At 56.9% G+C, this 20,030-nt stretch carries 20 protein-coding genes; 11 read left to right on the forward strand and 9 right to left on the reverse strand.

The window, feature by feature from the left end; all coding sequences use genetic code 11:
- Both ACR0JI_RS12150 and ACR0JI_RS12155 read left to right on the forward strand, forming a co-directional pair.
- Window positions 1-438 (forward strand): hypothetical protein (locus ACR0JI_RS12150; RefSeq protein WP_480494912.1); only part of this gene is annotated, 438 nt, incomplete at its 5' end.
- 16 nt (window positions 439-454) lie between these two features.
- The gene (locus ACR0JI_RS12155) at window positions 455-2,074 is read left to right on the forward strand and encodes a GMC family oxidoreductase (protein WP_480494914.1); all 1,620 of its coding nucleotides are present in this window, start codon (window positions 455-457) and stop codon (window positions 2,072-2,074) included.
- 5 nt (window positions 2,075-2,079) lie between these two features.
- Here the strand turns inward: ACR0JI_RS12155 and ACR0JI_RS12160 are convergent, their stop codons facing one another.
- Window positions 2,080-2,925, reverse strand: coding sequence for an SDR family oxidoreductase (locus ACR0JI_RS12160; RefSeq protein WP_480474628.1), 846 nt, complete (start codon window positions 2,923-2,925; stop codon window positions 2,080-2,082).
- An 87-nt stretch (window positions 2,926-3,012) separates the two neighbouring features.
- Here ACR0JI_RS12160 and ACR0JI_RS12165 point away from each other — a divergent pair, with 87 nt between their 5' ends.
- Entirely contained in the window at window positions 3,013-3,645 is a 633-nt protein-coding gene (locus ACR0JI_RS12165; protein ID WP_480474626.1) for a class I SAM-dependent DNA methyltransferase, read from the forward strand.
- A 22-nt stretch (window positions 3,646-3,667) separates the two neighbouring features.
- On the opposite strand, the gene ACR0JI_RS12170 is transcribed toward ACR0JI_RS12165, so the two are convergent.
- Window positions 3,668-4,678, reverse strand: a complete 1,011-nt coding sequence (locus ACR0JI_RS12170; protein ID WP_480494916.1) for a sterol desaturase family protein — start codon at window positions 4,676-4,678, stop codon at window positions 3,668-3,670.
- A complete protein-coding gene (locus ACR0JI_RS12175) occupies window positions 4,678-5,433 on the reverse strand; it encodes a class II aldolase and adducin N-terminal domain-containing protein (protein WP_480474622.1) in 756 nt (251 codons plus the stop codon). The genes ACR0JI_RS12170 and ACR0JI_RS12175 overlap by 1 nt, the downstream gene beginning before the upstream one ends.
- A 114-nt stretch (window positions 5,434-5,547) precedes the next feature.
- Between ACR0JI_RS12175 and ACR0JI_RS12180 the strand changes: the two genes are divergently transcribed.
- The 5 genes from ACR0JI_RS12180 (at window position 5,548) to ACR0JI_RS12200 (ending at window position 10,915) form a co-directional block, all read left to right on the forward strand.
- On the forward strand, window positions 5,548-6,417 hold the full coding sequence (locus ACR0JI_RS12180) for a LysR family transcriptional regulator (protein ID WP_480474620.1): 870 nt from the start codon (window positions 5,548-5,550) through the stop codon (window positions 6,415-6,417).
- Window positions 6,418-6,556: 139 nt separating this feature from the next.
- Window positions 6,557-8,359 (forward strand): adenine deaminase, encoded by a 1,803-nt coding sequence (ade, locus tag ACR0JI_RS12185; protein ID WP_480494918.1) that lies wholly within the window; start codon window positions 6,557-6,559, stop codon window positions 8,357-8,359.
- Window positions 8,356-9,819 carry an AMP nucleosidase gene (locus tag ACR0JI_RS12190; RefSeq protein ID WP_480474616.1) on the forward strand — a complete coding sequence of 488 codons (1,464 nt, stop codon included), beginning with the start codon at window positions 8,356-8,358 and terminating at the stop codon, window positions 9,817-9,819. The genes ade and ACR0JI_RS12190 overlap by 4 nt, the downstream gene beginning before the upstream one ends.
- A 130-nt stretch (window positions 9,820-9,949) precedes the next feature.
- Window positions 9,950-10,237 (forward strand): HU family DNA-binding protein, encoded by a 288-nt coding sequence (locus tag ACR0JI_RS12195; RefSeq protein ID WP_117871130.1) that lies wholly within the window; start codon window positions 9,950-9,952, stop codon window positions 10,235-10,237.
- A 204-nt stretch (window positions 10,238-10,441) separates the two neighbouring features.
- Window positions 10,442-10,915 (forward strand): GNAT family N-acetyltransferase, encoded by a 474-nt coding sequence (locus tag ACR0JI_RS12200; RefSeq protein WP_480474614.1) that lies wholly within the window; start codon window positions 10,442-10,444, stop codon window positions 10,913-10,915.
- A gap of 80 nt (window positions 10,916-10,995) precedes the next feature.
- Here the strand turns inward: ACR0JI_RS12200 and ACR0JI_RS12205 are convergent, their stop codons facing one another.
- Window positions 10,996-12,192, reverse strand: coding sequence for a BCCT family transporter (locus ACR0JI_RS12205; RefSeq protein ID WP_480495016.1), 1,197 nt, complete (start codon window positions 12,190-12,192; stop codon window positions 10,996-10,998).
- Window positions 12,193-12,374: 182 nt separating this feature from the next.
- Between ACR0JI_RS12205 and ACR0JI_RS12210 the strand changes: the two genes are divergently transcribed.
- The 3 genes from ACR0JI_RS12210 (at window position 12,375) to msrA (ending at window position 14,343) form a co-directional block, all read left to right on the forward strand.
- On the forward strand, window positions 12,375-13,259 hold the full coding sequence (locus ACR0JI_RS12210; RefSeq protein ID WP_480474612.1) for a DMT family transporter: 885 nt from the start codon (window positions 12,375-12,377) through the stop codon (window positions 13,257-13,259).
- A 125-nt stretch (window positions 13,260-13,384) separates the two neighbouring features.
- Window positions 13,385-13,834: a peptide-methionine (R)-S-oxide reductase MsrB gene (msrB, locus tag ACR0JI_RS12215; RefSeq protein WP_480474611.1), complete on the forward strand. Its 450-nt coding sequence runs from the start codon at window positions 13,385-13,387 to the stop codon at window positions 13,832-13,834.
- A complete protein-coding gene (msrA, locus tag ACR0JI_RS12220) occupies window positions 13,831-14,343 on the forward strand; it encodes a peptide-methionine (S)-S-oxide reductase MsrA (RefSeq protein ID WP_480474609.1) in 513 nt (170 codons plus the stop codon). Before msrB ends, msrA begins: the two co-directional genes overlap by 4 nt.
- Window positions 14,344-14,382: 39 nt before the next feature.
- On the opposite strand, the gene ACR0JI_RS12225 is transcribed toward msrA, so the two are convergent.
- The 5 genes from ACR0JI_RS12225 to ACR0JI_RS12245 all read right to left on the reverse strand — a co-directional run bounded on the left by ACR0JI_RS12225 (window position 14,383) and on the right by ACR0JI_RS12245 (window position 19,984).
- Complete coding sequence (locus ACR0JI_RS12225; protein ID WP_480494920.1) at window positions 14,383-16,386, reverse strand: hydantoinase/oxoprolinase family protein; 2,004 nt, start codon at window positions 16,384-16,386, stop codon at window positions 14,383-14,385.
- Window positions 16,387-16,458: 72 nt separating this feature from the next.
- A complete protein-coding gene (gene queG / locus ACR0JI_RS12230) occupies window positions 16,459-17,496 on the reverse strand; it encodes a tRNA epoxyqueuosine(34) reductase QueG (protein ID WP_480494922.1) in 1,038 nt (345 codons plus the stop codon).
- A 75-nt stretch (window positions 17,497-17,571) separates the two neighbouring features.
- Window positions 17,572-18,237, reverse strand: a complete 666-nt coding sequence (fzlA, locus tag ACR0JI_RS12235) for an FtsZ-binding protein FzlA (protein ID WP_480474603.1) — start codon at window positions 18,235-18,237, stop codon at window positions 17,572-17,574.
- 58 nt (window positions 18,238-18,295) lie between these two features.
- Window positions 18,296-19,030, reverse strand: coding sequence for a monofunctional biosynthetic peptidoglycan transglycosylase (gene mtgA / locus ACR0JI_RS12240; protein ID WP_480474601.1), 735 nt, complete (start codon window positions 19,028-19,030; stop codon window positions 18,296-18,298).
- 39 nt (window positions 19,031-19,069) lie between these two features.
- Window positions 19,070-19,984, reverse strand: coding sequence for a Hint domain-containing protein (locus ACR0JI_RS12245; RefSeq protein WP_480494924.1), 915 nt, complete (start codon window positions 19,982-19,984; stop codon window positions 19,070-19,072).
- Between the last annotated feature and the right edge of the window lie 46 nt (window positions 19,985-20,030).

Raw genomic sequence — 20,030 nt, forward strand, 5'->3', positions numbered from 1 at the left:
GGTGCGTCTCAACCGTCTTTCCAGTCCGTCAGGCCAACCTCAGCTGCGCCGGTGAAGGGGTATTTACGGATTAGACTCCCCACCCGCAAGCCCCATTTTGAAAAAACTTTGCTTTTCTCACTAAATTCTAAATTAATTATTATAACTCAGATGTTTACAAGTTTATTTCGCGATTTCCGCCAGCCACTTCAGGTGCAGGCTCATCAGAAGAAGTGGGTGAAATCTGCGCTTTGGCTGGAATCGTTGGCCCCGACAGCGAACGACGACATTGATATCCGTCTTGAGTCTTTCGATCGACGCGGGCGTACCGTTTCGCTGAATGTCGAAGAACACTTGGAAACTGACTTCAGGTCACAATTGTTTTTTCACTCTATTGACGCAGTCTCAGGGAAGCCTGGCTCGGATGACGAACAGCGGACCAGCGCATTATGGTTCTGATAGTAGGGAAGCCAGCATGCAGTTCGACTATATCATCGTGGGCGGCGGGTCGGCAGGATCCGTTCTTGCAAACCGCCTCAGCGAGAACCCGGCTTCACGCGTTTGCCTGCTCGAAGCAGGTGGGAACGGAAAGGGCCTGACAGTCAGGGTGCCGGCAGCTGTCGTGGCAACCCTTCCGGGACGCCCCAAGATCAACAACTGGGCTTTTGAAACCATACCGCAACGTGGGTTGAACGGACGCCGGGGGTATCAACCCCGCGGTAAAGCACTGGGTGGTTCGAGCGCGATCAACGCGATGCTTTATGTCAGAGGTCAGCGGCAGGATTATGATGGGTGGGCCGATCTGGGCTGCGACGGCTGGGATTGGGACAGCGTATTGCCGTATTTCAAACGGTCCGAGAACAATGAGCTTGGTGCAGACAGCTGGCATGGTGACAAAGGCCCGTTACAGGTGTCACAGCAAAAAGAACCTCGCCCAATCACCCGCGCGTTCATTGAAGCCGCGCAGCAACTCCAACATCGCCACACTGAAGATTTCAACCGAGGCGATAACGAAGGTGTCGGGGTGTACCAGGTAACGCAGTATCATGACCCTTCAAAGAATGGAGAGCGGTGCTCAGCGGCTGCGGGTTACCTGTTCCCGATTGCCAACCGCCCGAACCTGACGGTCATTACACATGCCTATGCGAAAAGGCTGGTCTTTCAGGGTAAGCGCGCAACTGGCGTTGTTTTCAGGGTCAAAGGCAAAAAGGCAGACACCACCGTTACCGCCACGCGCGAGATTCTCCTGTGCGCGGGAGCATTAAAAACACCTCAACTGCTGCAAGTCTCAGGGATTGGAGCAAGCGCTGATCTTGAAACGCACGGGATCGCTGTTCTGCATGAACTGCCGGGTGTGGGGCAGAATTTGCAGGACCACCTCGACTTTACGCTGACCTACCGAACCAAAGACACGAACAACTTTGGGATCGGCGCGACAGCAGCGGTGCGACTGCTGAAGCACATCCGTCAGTGGCGCAAGACCGGTGTGTCAATGGCGGCCACACCGTTTGCCGAAGGAGCGGCGTTTCTGAAGACCTCACCCGAGTTGAAACGCCCGGATATCCAGCTGCATTTCACCATCGCAATGGTCGATGATCACGCCCGCAAGCTGCATTACGGTTACGGGTACAGCTGTCATATCTGCAAGCTTCGCCCGGAAAGTCGGGGAACTGTTGGCCTGAGCAGCGCGGACCCAATGGCAATGCCTGTCATCGATCCGGGGTTTCTTTCAGATGCACGAGATCTGGACACCATGATCAAAGGCGCGCGAATGACGCGAGACATCCTGCAAGCGCCGGCTTTGGCCAAATATCGGCACAAAGAGATGTTCGGAACGGATACGGCGAAATCCGACGCCGATTGGGAGGGGCATATCCGCGCCCGTGCCGACACGATCTATCACCCGGCTGGCACCTGTAAGATGGGCACCGACGATCTGGCGGTTGTGGATCCTGAACTACGGGTGCGGGGGATCGAGGGGCTGCGCGTGGTTGATGCGTCGGTGATGCCAACGCTGGTATCGGGAAACACAAACGCGCCAACAATAATGATCGCGGAAAAAGCCTCGGATATGATTAAAGCAGCCGCGCAGTAAAGAACCTACCGGTCCTTCATCAGCGCCTCCAACCCCACCCGGTAGTTTGGATAGATCAATTCGACACCCAACTCATCCTTGATCCGGTCGTTTCGGACGCGTTTGTTCTCGTTATAAAAACTGCGCGCCATCGGTGTCAGGTCAGCCTTGTCAAATGAAACCGCCGGGGGCAGAGGAAGCCCCTGCAATTCGGCGGCATACCCGATGACATCCTGTGGCGGGACAGGTTCATCGTCGCATACGTTGTAAACACTGCCCGGATTCGGCCTTGTCATCGAGGCTTGCAGAACCTGCGCAATGTCATCCACGTGGATACGCGAAAACACTTGCCCCGGCTTGATGATGCGCCGCAGCCCACCGCGTGTGAGCTTGGAGAACGGCCCACGACCTGGGCCGTATATCCCTGCCAGACGGAAGATGTGAACAGGCAGGCCCGGCACAGCCGCCCATTGCTCTTCAGCCAGCATGCGCCACTTTCCACGCTTGGCGGTCGGTGTTGGCGGGGTGTCTTCGTCAACCCAGCCGCCCTGATGATCGCCATAAACAGCCGTTGTCGATAAATAGCCCACCCATGTGAACTGACTTGCCCGCTTTCGGATCTCATCGCCCATTGCCGCCAGTACCGGATCGCCCGCCTCGCCCGGTGCCGTCGAGATCAGCAAATGCGTCACCCCATCCAGATTTGGGACCTCACCGGGCCAGATCAGCGGGTCCGCGCCAGAGGCACGTATCGCATCTGCGCCTTCGCCATCTCGTGTGGTGCCAAAAATCTGCCAGCCTTTCGGGGCAAGAATTCGGGAAAGGGCCTGCGCAGAATAGCCGTGGCCAAATGAGAAGAGTGTCTTGGTCATGCCCCGTTGATGGGCTTCAGCGCATCGGGATGCAAGCGCCGCATGGACGCACTTGAATCGAATCTTCTGATGCGCCTTTCTGTGGATATGAGCAAAAAGAAACCAGACCTGCATTCTGCCTACGCACTGAGCTCTCCGGACGAAAACAAACGCCTTTATGCGGAATGGGCCGGGGATTATGACGACAGCTTTGCCGCGCGTGAGGATTATCAGCTTCATATCCATACCGCGCGGGCGTTTGTGGGCGCGGGCGGTCAGGGGCCGGTTCTGGATGTCGGTGCGGGAACGGGCCTGTGCGGCGCGGTGTTGTCTGGGCTTGGCGTTGGGCCGATTGATGCCACGGATATCAGTTCGGAAATGCTGGAACAGGCTATGCGCAAGGATATCTACCGGGACGCGATCGAGGCTGACCTGACCCATGGCATCCCGGTTCCGCCTGACAGCTACTCCGGCATCGTGTCATCTGGCACGTTCACGCATGGCCATCTGGGTCCCGAAGTATTACCCGCCCTGCTTCGCGTCGCACGGTCAGGCGCGACGTTCGCCCTGTCAATAAACGCCCACCATTTCGAAAAGATGGGCTTCAAGGGCAAGCTGCACGAACTGGAACAGGATCAGATTCGCAACCTGACCCTGCCCGAGGTTCGCATCTACGGTGATCTTGCCGCGGGTCCAAACAAGGATGACACGGCCTTCATTGCATTGTTCGAACGGGTTTAGGCCCCGGACAGGTCCAGCCGCGTCAGGTGTACATCTGCTTTTTGTAGGCACGTGTGCGTGTCGTCGCCTCGGCCGAGCCATCGTGATAGGTGCCAAACCACTTGTCGAAAGGAATTTCGGATGTGCCGTAGTTGCACTCGAAATACCGGTGGTGGAGCTGGTGAAAAAAGTCGCCCGCCCGCGCGGCTTCGGTCTCACCGGCCTTTATCTTCTCGAACCCAGAATGGGACAGTATCGGGCTGACCTGCTGGAACGAGCTGTGAAACAACACATGCAGCGGATGGGATGGCACGATCAGGTGGATGAAATACGTCGTGAAATACAGCATGTTTTCATACCAGTGATTCGAAATCCCTGACCACGGCCCGGTATTGACATTGCGGTGATGGACCGCGTGCACATGTTTATAAAGCCTGGGATGATGTTCCAGCCGGTGCACCCAGTAAAAATGCAGGCCGGACCACATGGGAATGAACAGCATCCAAACCACAAACCACACCGGCGCGCTGGCCCAGGTAATCGTCGGAACCCAGCCATTTGCCATCGCCCAAAAGATGACCCACTGGTAAATGGTCGCCACCGTCATGGCGCTGCCCAGCGTCCACCAGATATTATCCCAGACCTGATTGCGGAATGTGAATGTTCCGTTGTCCCGCGTCAGGTCTCTTCGATCGAACTTTTTGTACATCCCCTGCCCTTTGCGCATGTACAGCCACCAGTGCAGGCTTCCTGCTATCAGAGTTTGCGGCACCATGTTCAGCAACCAAATCCTGAACATCCAGCCGGGTGCAAAGCTCTTCATCGTCTCTAATGCAGGGAAAAAGAACGCATAGGCGATGACGGCCAAAGTCATGCACAGGGTCAGGGCGGTGATTTGCAACCACGCTCCGCCGTACCATTTCAGCACGGCGGATGGGCGCGGCGGCCAACTGAACAGCGGATTGAGGCCTACTGGCCCGTCGGGGTGGTAATGCCAGCGTGCGGCTTCGGGGTCCTGCGCGGTATCTCGCATGTCGGTCACTCTGTCTTGCATCAGGTTGCGTAATCCGAGCCTTCTGCATCGAGTATTGCCTTGATCTCTCGCAGATGCGCTTCGGCCTGATCAGGGTAGTCGTCCAGTTCCTGCGCTGTTTTCTCGGCAATCTCATCCGACAGCACCCGCAGGGGCAGACCTGTTTGCAGTGCCCGGATGTATGTTTCGGCAGCGCGCTCGAAATAGTAGAGCCTGTTAAAGGTATCCGCCGGGTCACTGCCCGTAATCAGAACCCCGTGGTTGCCCATGATCATGACCTTCTTTTTCGGATCAGCCAGCATCCCGGCGCACCGCTCTCCTTCGCTTTCAAAAGCCAACCCGCCAAATTCTTCGTCAACAACGTAGCGATTGTAGAAGGTCGCAGTGTTCTGATCGATTGGCGGAAGCGTACTGTCGGCCAGTGAGGCCAGAACAGTTGCAAAGATCGAATGCACATGCATGACGCAGCGCGCGTGTGGGCAATGGCGATGGATCGAGCCGTGCAGGCCCCAGGCCGTGGGATCAGGTGCACCGGGCTGTGACATCACATCCGGATCGTTGGCGTTCAACAGCAACAGATCAGACGCGCGAATACGCGAGAAATGCGCCTGATTGGGGTTCATAAGGAACTGCGTCCCGTCTTTGTTCACAGCAAGGCTGAAATGGTTGGCAACGGCTTCGTGCATATTCAGCCGGGCTGTCCAGCGAAAGGTTGCGGCCATGTCCACACGTTCTGACCAATGATCGATATTGGGGCGAAGGCTAGTGAGGCTCATGTGTGGAGTCCTTTGACAACTGCGAATGACCAAAGCCTGCATTTGGTCCAGCAATTTGACCAACGAAAAAAACGCAACTATCCCATTAGCTGAACTTATGCCGGAGTTATGTCGATGCAAAACAGGCTTCCCCCGCTGGGCTGGCTGCGCACATTCGAAGCCGCAGCCCGCCATCTGTCATTCACCGACGCGGCGCGGGATCTGAACATGACGCAAAGTGCGGTCAGTCAGCAGATCAAATCGCTGGAAGGTCATCTGGGTCAGCCATTGTTCCTGCGACGCCCGAAGGCGCTTGAGCTGACAGAGGCCGGGATCACCTATTTGCCGGTAGTGCGCGAAGCGTTTCGGACGCTGATACGGGGCACTCAGGCGGTTACTGGCGCGCAACAGAACGCGGTACAGGTTCAGTGCAACATCAGTTTCGCCGTGAACTGGCTGGCCCCGCGCCTGCCGTTATTTCGGACTGAACACCCGGATGTTCAGCTGAACATCTTCACCGAACTGTGGGAACCGCGCGAGATGGCCGAAGGCGCAGCGGTCGAAATCAGGTTTTCCCTTCGACCCTCGGATACGACCCGGACAGAAATGCTGCGCTCTGAATATTACTATCCCGTCTGCGCGCCGGGATATCAGGTGTGTCTGCAAGACCTTCAGGAAAAACCCCTGTTCGACTGTTCCAACCTTTTGACCAACTGGGCGACATGGGCGGAAGATCAGGGTCTGAATTGGCAGAATCCTTCTATTACCTACGCGACAACCTATCTGGTTTGTTTGTCAGCCGCGATGGCCGGAGGTGGCCTGTGCCTGGCCCATGACACCATCGCGGGTCACCTGGTCGATCAGGGGCGGCTGATCGCACCATTTGAGCATCGCGCCCCGATGCCCGAGGCGTATTATCTGCTGCTCTCCCCTCAGGCTGAGGATACGCCCGGGGCCGTCACCTTTGCGAACTGGATACGGCGAGAATTCGGGTCCGAAACGTAAACTCGACGGGTTCCTGGGCGCTGTCGGCACCTATGTCAGCTTTCGATGGCCGGGTTGGGCAGATTTGCAGGATTGTGATCCGTCGGCAGTAGTGAAGAACCGGGGTTGCACCCGCGCGCGCATTCGTGAAAGTTGAGCCATGGAAAACACACCCTTCCCAACTTGGCCCGATGTCGCCCCCCGATTGATCGCAGTTGCTGCCGGACGTGAGGCAGCAGATACGGTAATAACGGGTGGGACTTGGGTAAATGTGCACAGCCGCGAACTGCTGCCGAACCATTCTGTTGCAATCGCCGCAGGCCGGATTGCATTTGTCGGTCCAGACGCCTCGCATTGTACCGGACCAGAGACACAGGTTATCGACGCGCAAGGCCGCTATATCCTGCCCGGCTTATGCGACGCGCATATGCACATCGAATCGGGGATGCTGACCCCCGCCGAGTTTGCTCGCGCGGTGATCCCCCATGGCACAACCAGTATGTTCACCGACCCGCACGAGATCGCCAATGTGTTGGGGCTGGACGGTGTGCGCATGATGCATGACGAAGCAATGATGCAGCCGGTCAACATCTTCACTCAGATGCCCTCCTGCGCACCCTCTGCACCGGGGTTAGAGACGACAGGCTATGAAATCACCCCCGAAGACGTCGCCGAGGCGATGAACTGGCCCGGGATCATCGGCTTGGGTGAAATGATGAACTTCCCCGGCGTGATTCACGGCGATCCCAAAATGCTGGCCGAGATTGCGGCCACGCAGCGGGCAGGAAAGATTGTTGGCGGGCATTACGCATCCCCTGATTTAGGGCCTGATTTTGCGGCTTACGTGGCTGGCGGACCTGCCGATGACCACGAAGGCACCTGCGAAGCGGATGCCATCGCACGGGTCAGACAGGGAATGCGTTCGATGATGCGGTTGGGCTCGGCCTGGTATGACGTTGAAAGCCAGATTACCGCAGTAACCGAAAAAGGTCTGGATGCGCGCAATTTCATCCTGTGCACGGATGACTGCCACTCTGCAACGCTGGTCAATGAAGGGCATATGAATCGCGTCGTGCGCCACGCCGTTGCCTGTGGCTGTGACCCGCTTGTGGCCGTGCAGATGGCCACAATCAACACCGCCACGCATTTCGGTCTGGAACGCGAGATCGGATCGGTCACGCCGGGACGACGGGCGGATATCATCCTCAGCTCTGACCTGACCGAATTGCCGGTCGAACTGGTCATAGCGCGCGGGCAGGTTGTCGCGGAAAACGGGGTGATCAAGGTTGATTGCCCCCATCTAAACTGGCCCGACAAAGCACGTCGCACGGTTCATCTGAAGCATGCGCTGACCTCGACCGATTTTGAGATCACGGCGCCGAAGGGCGCAAACAAGGTAAGGGCCAACGTCATTGGCGTGGTAGAAAACCAGGCCCCCACTAAAGCGCTGAAAGCCGAATTGCCGATTATCGGCGGGCTTGTTGAAGGTGAGGGTGACGTATGTCAGATCTCACTGGTCGAACGACACCGGGCGACAGGGGGCGTCACCAATGCCTTTGTCTCGGGGTTTGGATATCAGGGAAAAATGGCCATGGCCTCGACCGTGGCACATGACAGTCACCACATGATCGTCGTCGGCACGGATCGTGAACAGATGGCGCTGGCCGCGAATCGACTGGCCGAGGTGGGTGGCGGCATCACGATCTTCCGGGACGGCCAGGAACTGGCGATGGTCGAACTTCCCATTGCCGGTCTGATGTCCGACAGCCCGGCCGCTGAAGTTGCGGCCAAGGCGGACAGGATGGTTCAGGCCATGCAGGAATGTGGCTGCAATCTGAACAACGCATATATGCAACATTCGCTGCTGGCGTTGGTCGTCATACCGGAACTCAGGATCTCTGATCTCGGGCTGGTTGACGTGCGCACATTCAAAAAAATTGATCTTCTGGAACCCTTGGCATGACGACACTCCTGACACCTGAAGCCCTTTCGCCAGAACAGTTCACCGATCCCGCAGCCGCAGTTGCGCGACTGGAGGAGCTTTACACTCAAGCAACAGAATTTCTGTGCGACAGCTTCTCGAAGGTACTGCAAAATGGAGCACCAACCGCCAGATACAGAGCCTATTACCCCGAGATTCGCATAAAGACGTCGACCTATGCTCAAGTCGACAGCCGCCTGAGTTTTGGGCATGTGGCGGAGCCCGGTGTTCACGCTACAACCGTAACGCGCCCGGATTTATTCCGGTCCTACCTGACTCAACAGATTGCCCTGTTGATCAAGAATCACGACCAACCGGTGACGATTGCAGCGTCGGACACACCTATTCCGGTGCATTTTGCCGTGGCGAATACGTCAGGTCTGGTTGTGCCGCATCAGGGGGCGGCTGCTTTCACCCTGCGCGATGTGTTTGACGTGCCGGATCTGACCACCACGAATGACGACATCGTTAACGGCGTGCACGATCATGAAGACGCCGTCGGGCCCTTGTCATTGTTCACTGCCCAGCGCGTCGATTATTCACTTGCGCGACTGGCACATTACACAGCGACGGATGCCCGGCATTTTCAGAACCACGTTCTGTTCACGAACTATCAGTTCTATGTCTCGGAATTCGAAAACTACGCCCGTGAGCAGTTGGCTGATCCTAGCAGCGGGTATACCAGCTTTGTCTCGACCGGGAATGTTGAGATCACGGAGCCGGACGCAGAAATCAAGCAACCGCTGAAACTGCCGCAAATGCCAACCTATCATCTGAAGCGTGAAGATGGTTCGGGTCTTACTTTGGTGAACATCGGTGTCGGTCCCTCGAATGCGAAAACTGCGACCGACCATATCGCGGTTCTGCGCCCGCACGCGTGGTTGATGGTTGGCCATTGCGCCGGATTGCGTAACACGCAGGCATTGGGCGATTTCGTTCTGGCCCATGCATATCTACGTGATGACAAGGTTCTAGATGATGACCTGCCGGTCTGGGTGCCCATCCCGCCCCTGGCCGAAGTTCAGGTCGCGCTGGAACGCGCCGTGGCCGAGGTGACCGAGCTGGAAGGGTATGAACTGAAGCGGATCATGCGGACGGGAACAGTTGCATCGGTCGACAATCGCAACTGGGAACTGCGCGATCAATCCGGACCGGTTCAGCGCCTCAGCCAGTCGCGGGCCATCGCGCTGGATATGGAAAGCGCCACCATCGCCGCGAACGGCTATCGCTTCCGCGTTCCTTACGGCACATTGTTGTGTGTGTCGGACAAACCTCTGCACGGCGAACTGAAGCTGCCGGGCATGGCGTCGTCCTTTTATACCACCCAGGTCAGCCGTCATTTGATGATCGGGATACGCGCCATGGAGCACCTGCGTGGCATGCCGTTAGAGCGTTTGCACAGCCGGAAATTGCGTTCCTTCGATGAAACTGCCTTCCTCTGACGCAAAAAAGCAACGTTTTCCCCATATTTTTAGGGGTTTCTGCGCTACTATTCGTTGTGTTTGGCCACAATATCCCGTTACAGTTACGCGGTGAGGCCCTATAGATCGGGCACGTTAAGGAGACCAAGAAATGGCAAAACCTATGACAAAGACTCAGCTGGTAGCTGCTCTCGCTGAGGAAATGGGAACCGATAAGAAATCCGCGAACTCTGCGCTTGAGGCCATCACCGGCCTGATCACGCGTGAAGTTTCCGCAGGTGGTGCAGTAACCCTGCCCGGCGTCGGCAAAATCTACTGCCGCGAACGCCCCGAGCGTCAAGTCCGCAACCCGGCAACCGGTGAGACCTTCACCAAAGAAGCCGACAAGGTTGTGAAAATGACCATCGCGAAAGCACTGAAAGACAGCGTGAACGGCTGATCCAAAGCGCTTGGAACCATGTAAAGGGGTGGCGGTTACGCGGCCCCTTTTTTTGTGCCTGAACTTCACATCCTACGGCCCGCGTAACTAAGTCATAAGGCATTAGGTTGTGACTAAAGGCTACAATTCAGCACTGGATGTCCTTGGCACGTTTTTTTCGGACAACCCTTTGATTTCCTGCTCGGCCCGCTAAATCCCAGTTCCATGGAACAGGATATTACCTTCACGCGACTGCCCCTCGTCTCAGCGCCTGAGATACTGGCGCATATGAGAAATCCAATTCTTGCCGAACACATGCCTCTCCTGACGCAGGATTGGGATGAGGAAACAGTCGCCGGTTTCATTCACGCGAAAGAGTCGTGTTGGGCGCGGGACGGCCTTGGTCATTGGGCAATTCTGCACCGCGGACAATATGTGGGATGGGGCGGTTTTCAAAAAGAAGGTGAAGAGTGGGATTTCGGGCTGGTCCTGAAGCCCAGTGCATTTGGACTGGGTGCCAAAATAGCGCGTCAGGCCATCGCATTCGCAAAGCAGGACAATCGTATTCCATTCGTGACATTCTTGCTGCCGCCCTCACGCACGAAACTGCGCGCAATGACTAAACTCGGCGCGTATTTTGTTGGGCAAGTAGACTACTCTGGCCACAGCTTCCTCAAATATCGTCTCGACACGGAATGAGGCGCGAACCGGGCAGCGCCAAAACACGGCTGCGGGCCCCGATGTCGAGGCCCGCTTTTGTTTTGGTAGGTTAGAAACAATCAGTGAATCGTCTCAACCTTGTGGAAGTCCAGATCACGATCTTCCGGCATGGCGTCGATACTCATCACTTCTTTGCGCTTGGTGACAAGGATATAGACCACACAAGCCAGGTAGAGACCGACTACGACGGCTCCGATCCATTGGATTTGCAGCCACTGGCTCTGGAACAGCAGGGTCAGGACAAACAGCAGCGCGACGTTGCCGGCGACATAGGTCGCCTTGCCAAACCGCTCCGCGGTCATGTTCAGGTTGTCCGTATAGAGCCTAATTAGAGAGTCCAGCGAGTTGATCACAAAGGTCACGCCCACGATTACCATCGCGATATTGGTGATCCCTGCGGTGCTGATACTGTTCAGATGATAGTAGTAGAGAACGGTGAACCAGATCCCCAGCGGGATCGACGGGAAGATCAGCAACGCCGCCAGCAACTGCCAAGTCTTCAACCCGCCCACAAAGCGCGAAGTAAACTGGCCAATCATGATTGACCACGCAAACCACCAGAACAGGTAGAAGGCATGGTAGTCAGTCAGCGGCAGGACAAATTTGTGCATATTGGTGAAATAGGCGCCAATGTTACTGCCGGTTTCGACAAACCCGGTCATTCCCATACCAGCGGCCGCCCACATTCCCAAGATTAGCGCCATGAATAGGAAGGTCGAGCCCACCGACAGGATCCGCACATATTTCAGGTCGGTCGACGAGTATGCCGCCGCCAATATGACTACAAACACGATGACGTAGAAGGTGGTAACGACAGATTCGCCATCTCCGACCTCTGGCAGGTAGCCAGGCAGGTAGATCAGGAACAGGCTGGCGGTAAAGGCGCAGGTGCCAATAATGACCACGTTGTTGATCAGTTTGACCAGCGGGATCTCAAAGAAGTTCACGCGCGGTTCGATCACGCAGAAATAGAAGGCTGTCAGGAAGTAAAACGCCCAGATCAGAAAACCCCAGAAACCGAATTCGATCGCCAGTGGATTAGCAAAGGCATATGCCGGATCTTCGGCATACCCACCAAATTCTGTCAACGGGAACATGATCAGGCCAACATCCAGACCGGACGTAAACAGGATCGCGATGAATGTGAAAAGGTGAACAGGTGTCACGCCAACGCAGCGCAGGTTCCACCATTTCACGACGAAGAACGCGACCAGGCCCAACGCCAGTAGGACGCCAAAAGATAGAATGTATTCCAGAAGCACCGACAACCCTCCCTTGATATGTCAGATCCCGGAGCTGATAGCTTTAATTGGTCAGTCAATCAACGAAAACGTAAGGGCGACTTTCTTGTCATCACATATGCGTCTTTTATGACGCGCAGCGCTTGCGACCGATCACAAAATCGGGGACAGTCCGCGCAAAGTGACAGGGGGTCTCCATGGATCTGCGCGCCATAGCCATGGGGCTGACATTTGCCCTGATCTGGTCGTCCGCCTTTACCTCGGCGCGGATCATAGTGGCAGACGCCTCTCCTTTGTTTTCGCTGGCTCTGCGGTTTTTGATCTCAGGGGTTCTGGGGGTTCTGATTGCCCGGGCGATGGGGCAAAGCTGGCACCTGACTCGGAACCAATGGCGGGCGACAATTCTGTTCGGTATCTGCCAAAATGCCCTGTATTTGGGTCTGAATTTTTACGCGATGCAAACGGTCGAGGCTTCGGTTGCGGCGATTATCGCGTCCACAATGCCCTTGCTGGTGGCACTGGCAGGGTGGCTTATTTTTGGCGAGAAACTGCGCCCTCTCGGTATTTTGGGTTTGTTTGCCGGATTCACCGGCGTCGCCCTGATCATGAGCAGCCGGATCAGTTCTGGTGTCGACATGTTCGGCGTCGCGCTATGCGGCATCGGAGCTTTGGCGCTGACCTTTGCCACCCTCGCGGTTCGCGGCGCAACCTCAGGCGGCAATTTCATGATGGTCGTGGGCCTGCAGATGCTTGTAGGTTCCGCCACGTTGTTCGTGGCCGCTCCGATCTTTGAGACCATTTACATCCACCCGACGCTGCCACTGGCATTGGCGTTCACTTACACAACCCTGTTTCCTGGGCTGCTGGCCACGCTGATCTGGTTCCTTCTTCTGGATCGCATCGGCGCGATCCGCGCAGCCACGTTCCACTTTTTGAACCCGGTATTTGGTGTCACGATTGCGGCCATATTATTGGGCGAAAAACTGGGCGCGATGGACGCAATTGGCGTTACCGTCACGACGCTGGGTATTCTTGCGGTTCAGCTGTCACGCCAACCTTCTGGCAAAACGGCTTCGGCCTAAAGCAAGGACCCAAATGTTTGCGTCTGACCGACTGCACGACTGTGAGAGCTGTTTGAAATATCGCTTTGCTTTCTACCCTGCAGCCCCCAGATAATGGCTCAAACGTCAAATCAGCCGGAGGATCCATGACACGCTACACCAAAGACCCCACGGTTATCGCGGCGCTTTCGCCCGAAGAGTTTCATGTCACCCAACGCAACGGCACCGAACGACCGGGGACAGGCAAGTATTTGGGGAACAAGGAACCGGGCATCTACGTGGACATCGTGTCAGGCGAGCCGCTGTTTGCTTCGACCCACAAATACGAATCCGGATGTGGCTGGCCCAGCTTCACCAAGCCGATCCTCCACGAGCATGTGGAGGAGTTTCGCGATACGACGTATGGTATGATCCGGACCGAGGTTCGCTCGAAACACGGCGACAGCCATCTGGGGCATGTCTTCCCCGACGGCCCGCGAGAACATGGTGGCCTGCGGTATTGCATCAACTCGGCCTCGCTCAGGTTCATCCATCGGGATGAGATGGAGGCTGAAGGTTACGCCGAATTCCTGATCCACGTGGAGGAAATCCAATGACTGAACAACGTGCTGTACTGGCCGGAGGCTGCTTTTGGGGTATGCAGGACCTGATCCGCAAGCTGCCGGGCGTCTTGCGAACCCGGGTGGGCTACACCGGAGGCGATGTGCCCAACGCAACCTATCGCAACCATGGCACCCACGCCGAAGGGATCGAGATCTGGTTTGACCCGTCGCAGATCAGTTACCGCGACCTGCTGGAATTTTTCTTCCAGATTCACGACCCGACCACGGTGAACCGGCAAGGCAACGACCGAGGCATGAGCTATCGTTCCGCGATTTACCACGTCGATGAAGCCCAAAGAGCAACTGCGCTGGATACTATCGCAGATGTGAATGCCAGCGGCATGTGGCCGGGAAAAGTCGTAACCGAAGTCGAACCCGTCGGCGATTTCTGGGAGGCCGAACCCGAGCATCAGGATTATCTTGAGCGCATCCCGAACGGATATACCTGCCACTTCCCGCGCCAGGGCTGGGTTCTTCCCAAACGTGCCAGCGCCGCAGAATAATGCACCACCTGCCATGCCCCTCTGTACAAGTCAGAGGGGCTAGCCCGTCGCAACCCGCGGTCGCCCGCTTGCCTCGACCGTGATCATTGCCTCGACAAACACATCATTGGCCTCGACCCGCGCGGTTTTGATGTCGCGATCCACGATCACGCGGATATCTTCTGCACCGGCTTCGCGCACCGCGCCTTCAGCTTCCGACCTCAGAACATTTTCCAGCAAAGCCAACGCGTCTTCTGATGCGGAAAAATCCTTGGGCCCGCCCTTGAGATGTACACGGTACCGCCCTTCGGCAGGGCTTGTCACCGTGCCCGATCGCCGTAAGGTCAACCGTCCCACGACGGCGCCAATCGCATTGGCTACGCCCGCATGTTCCGGCAGGATCATCCGGCAGTGCAGCCGTTCACCAACCGCCGGGTAATAGCTGGGGGCTGATGCCCCAAGCCCCACAACATCAACGTTTAGAGCTGCGGTCAGCGACAACAAACCGCGATGCCGCGCCAATCCGCGCTGTGTCAGGACATGCCGCGCCAACTCCTGTGGCGGCAGCCCGAAACTGTCCGGTTCCTCATCAAAAACAGCCTCTAACAAGATCAAACTGGTCTGTTCCGTCAACTGGTCCACGATCATTTGCGCCAGCGCCTCGGCGGAATTTGCCAACATATCCCCGGACCCGACCCGTTTGCGCGCAACCAGTTCTAGTGCCTTACGGGCGGCTTCAGCATCCCAGGCATCCACCCGCCCCAGTACATGGCTGGCATCCGACGGCGTCACGCCCGAGATCTGAACGATCCCGCGATCCACCAACCGGGTCAATGCGCCGCTCTCCATTCGGGACCTAAGCAAGGAACCAATCGGCAGAACCTGATCTCCCAACCGCTCCAACAGGGCTTCTTCGCGCACATCTATACCGTCGTCACGTATTCCCGGCACGCGTCGGGCAAAGCGCGTATCGTGCTCACCCACCGTCGTGGCCCGCAATTGCTCGTCCAGAACGGCATGAACGATCTCGGGCGCTTCCGAGGCGATCAGGGACACCGGAAGAACGCGGCGCGGCCCCAGAAAAACACCGCCCTGCAACCCCTCGGTCACGACATGCACCTGACTGTCACCTCCAAGGCCATGGGTGCGCATCGCAACTGCCTCGACCATTGTGCGGAACCCGCCCACCTGTGCCCCTGCCGTGTCGATCGCGGGCTTACCGTCACGGATCAACGCCACGTCAGTTGTCGTACCGCCAATATCCGACACCAACGCATTCTCTGCGCCAGTCAACCAGCGCGCGCCGACAATTGACGCGGCAGGTCCGCTCAGGATCGTTTCAATGGGGCGTTCACGCGCCTGTTCAGCACTCATCAACGCCCCATCACCGCGAACAACCATCATCGGGGCCATAATCCCCAACTCGCGCAGCCGGTCCTGCGCCCGCCCGATCAAACGGTCGATCATCCCGATCAGCCGCGCGTTCAACACTGCCGTCACTGCGCGTTTCGGTCCATTCAGCTTTGCCGACAAGTGATGCGAACATGTTACCGGAGCCCCGGTTCTTTCCGAAACGATTCGCGCGGCTTCAAGTTCATGCGCGGGATTACGGGTGGCAAACTGAGCGGCTATGGCAAAGCCTGAAATCCCCTTGTGAGTGTCTAAAAACTGCTCCAGCGCGGCAACATCCAATGGTGCAGCTTCGCTGCCAGAATGGGAATGCCCACCAGACATAACCAGGGCCGGGTCCCCTTTTAACGCGTCCTTCAAACCGTGCTTTTCAAGGTCGCTGTCTTTGAACCCGATATAGATCAATGCAACGCGCCCGCCCTGCCCTTCGACCAAGGCATTTGTCGCCAATGTAGTGGACAAAGAGGCCATTGAAATCTGATCCGGCGCAACTTTTGCCTGCTCCAAAACGGCAGAAATCGCCTTGCCTACACCAATTGCCAGATCCGCACGTGTGGTCAGGGACTTGGCCGAGGCTATTACCTCTTTTTCATCCCGGATCAGTACCGCATCGGTATAGGTTCCACCCGTATCCACCCCCAAAGCCAACGCCATCGGGTTCTCCTTACTGTTCGCTGCAGATTGGTGTAGCGATTGGGGTCGACACGTCCAGCCTGTTTGCGGCAATTATGAAAGTTGTTCCACCGCCCAGCGCGCTGCGTCGGCCACGGTTTCATCTGGGTCATCTGTCAAACTTTGGGCCGCGGCCCTCAGTTTCGACTGCCCCGAGTTTCCAATGGCATAAAGCACGTTGCGCACAAACCGGTCGCGCCCGATCCGTTTGATGGGTGAGCCCGAGAATTTCACTCGGAACGAAGTATCATCAAGCGCCACCAGCTCTTCCAGCGCAGGCGCCGCCAGATCTTCGCGCGCTGCATAGCGCAGGTCGCTTGCGGCAACCGCAAACTTGTTCCACGGGCAAGCCGCAAGGCAATCGTCACAGCCGTAGATTCGATTGCCCAGCTTTCTGCGAAGCTCAGGCTTCACAGGGCCTTTATGCTCGATGGTCAGATAGGAAATGCACCGCCGTGCGTCCAACTGATACGGGCCCGGAAAGGCGTCCGTGGGGCAGCTGTCCAAACAGGCCCGACAAGACCCGCAGCGATCAATCTCAGCGGGATCCGCGGGTATATCCAAAGTTGAAAAAACAGACCCTATAAAGGCCCAATTACCCCACTCCCTGCTGACCAGATTCGTGTGTTTCCCCTGCCAGCCCAACCCGGCGGCCTGCCCCAAGGCTTTCTCCGGCACGGGTGCAGTGTCAACAAACACCTTAACCTCGCCGCCCGCCTCGCCAATCAGCCACCGCGCCAGGCGCTTCAGTCGCTTTTTGACCAGATCATGATAGTCTTTGTTCTGCGCATAGACAGAAATCGCCCCGTGGCCGCGTTGCTTCAAGACGTCTGTAGGATCATGTTCCGGCGTGTAACTCTCGGCCAGCATGATCACTGATCGCGCCTCAGGCCAGAGGGCCTCAGGATCACCGCGCCAATGCGTCCGCTCGGCCATCCATCCCATCTGCCCATGATACCCTGCGTCCAGGAACGCTGCCAAACGCTCGGGAACTTTTGGAACATCCCAGGGGCGGCAGACACGGCACGCAACAAACCCCTCTTCAAGGGCCTGCTGTACCAGCTTTTCCTTCAAATCTGATCCGCTCTTCATCTGGCCAAAAATATCCTCGGGGGGAATCGCGCAGATGCGCGATGGGGGGGCAGACAGCCCCCCTGGCACACCCTATCAGAAATCCAGATCCGCGTAATGGGGCGGCGGCCGGAAACCCGGCACCTGATCCGCCAGAATAGAGCGAAAAGCAGGGCGCGATTTGATTTTTGCATACCAGTCCTTGACCACCTGACTGCGGTTCCAATCCACATCCGAGATATAGTCCAGCGACGACAGGTGCGCCGCTGCCGCGAAATCAGCCAGTGTCATCTGGTCACCGGCCAACCACCGGCGGTGATCCAACAGCCATGCCATATAATCCAGATGGTACTTGATCGCTTTGGCACCCTGTTTGACGTTCTTGCTGTCAGGATAGCCCTGACCCGTCACTTTTTTGTTCACCCGTTCGTACAGCAGCTTCGACGTCACCTCATGATGGAATTTGTCGTCAAACCAACCGACAAGGCGCCGTACTTCGTATCGGGCTTCGGGGCTTTTTGGCATTAATGATGGTTCGGGGCGGGTTTCCTCAATATATTCGCAGATCGCCGCGCTTTCCGACATCATTTGTCCGTCCAGACGCAATACTGGTACTTTACCCGCAGGGTTTCGGCGCAAAAAGTCGGGATCCTGCTCCCAGTATCGCTCTTCGACAAGCTCAACCTCGATCTTCTTTTCCGCCAAAGACAGCCGAACCTTGCGGCAATACGGAGAGAGGGGAACATGAAACAAACGCGCCATGGGCTTCCAATCGAACCAGTGAGTACCCGACAGATTTAGCCTTGGCAGGCGACGGGTTTCAATCCTCGAAACAATCTGCGCGACCATCTGCGCGGATGGTGGCCGCCCCATCCAGAATAGATGCCGCCCGTCTGCGCGTACGCGCCGTCGGATCTGTGACTGACCTGTTGCGCGGTGACGGCAGAATGGCGGCAATCCGCGCTGCCTGAACTGGGGTCAGTTTCGATGCGCTGGTGTTGAAATACTGTTGCGCGGCAGCCTCGACCCCAAAAACGCCATTCCCGGTTTCGGCAACGTTTAGATAGACCTCAAGGATGCGCCGCTTGCTCCAGAAAATCTCGACCACAGGTGTGATCGAAGTTTCCAGCGCCTTGCGTATCCAACTGCGCCCCTGCCAAAGGAATACGTTCTTTACCACTTGCTGTGTAATGGTCGAGGCACCGCGATTTCCGCCATCCTCAAGCGCATCTCGAATGGCCTCTACATCAAATCCCCAATGCAGGCAGAAATTCGCATCCTCTGCTGCCACAACCGATCGCGCCATGATCGGGGCCATGTCCTCGATCGGTACCCATTCACGCTCAACCTTTCCCAATCGGCGCCATTCTGACCAGATCGTATGGGTTACAGGTGGGTTCACAACCGAATACAACAGGATTATCGCAAGCAAAGCTCCTGCAATTGCCGCAACCGCACGAGTCAGCCAACGGCGTATCTGACGCACCGTTGGTGATTTCCTGCTGGATGCCTTGTTTTTCTTACCGCTTGATTTGCGGGCTGCTTTCTTCGCCATACTTCAGCTATACGACGCGCGATCCGGGTTTGAAACGGCCTAAATTGCGAAGGCGCGCGCTTCGCGCGGGTGAACAACCGGGCGTGCGGTTTCTACCGACATCGGATCATGACCTGCCAGTTCAGGGAACAGATGCAGGACCTCGCTCTGCGTTTCGCGGTCCGAGGCCGACAACGCATGCCCCGGATAATAGCTTTCGCTTTTGGCACCATTGGCGATGACGATCTCGTGCTGCTTGAACAAAAGGTGGAAATACTCTACCTCACCGCCTTCCAGCCGGGTCACCGTTTTTCCATTGACCAGAGCATGTGCCGGAATCAGCGCTTCAGCGTGCCCGGACAGATACGAGGCTCGCCAGTCTTCAATCAGCATCCTATGCTGAGGCGAAACAAGCAGCGGACGATCCAGGTCGAACACTCCGGCCTCAAACCGGATCGGGGCCAGCTTTCCTTCGGCGGCTACCACTGTACGCCCAACCCAGATCAAAGGCTGGGGGCCATGATCCACGGTCGTGACCAGATCGCCGACTTCAAGATCTTCTACCGCACGTTCGCCTTCCGGGGTCGCTATCATGGTGCCCGGCGTGAAACAGGGCGGACCCAGATTGCCGACATTCAGCGGCCCCTGTGTGTTGACGAAGGTGGCTGAAACAAATGTTCCCGGCTGCAGGACCTGGCCGTCTGTCGGTGTGAAAACCCGAGATCCGTCAGCCAGATAAAACGTGGTGCCGGTATAGGTTACGTTCCCGACGCCCGCCACGTTGATGGTAACAGTGTCCCCTGGCCAGGAATTCGTGACGTCCTGACCGTTGACGGTATCGCCACTTGGCGCATCGATTTCGTTGTCATCATCTGCATCGATCAAAGTGAAACTGCTAACAGCGACTGCCGTTCCCGCAGGTGGCGGGTTTGCTGGATCGAAAGTATAAAACTGATCCTGATACGGTGTTGGCATCCGGTTGCCCCTGTCTGCTTATCATCTGGTGCCTAGATTGGCCCAT

It is taken from the genome of Ruegeria sp. N10, assembly GCF_056531545.1.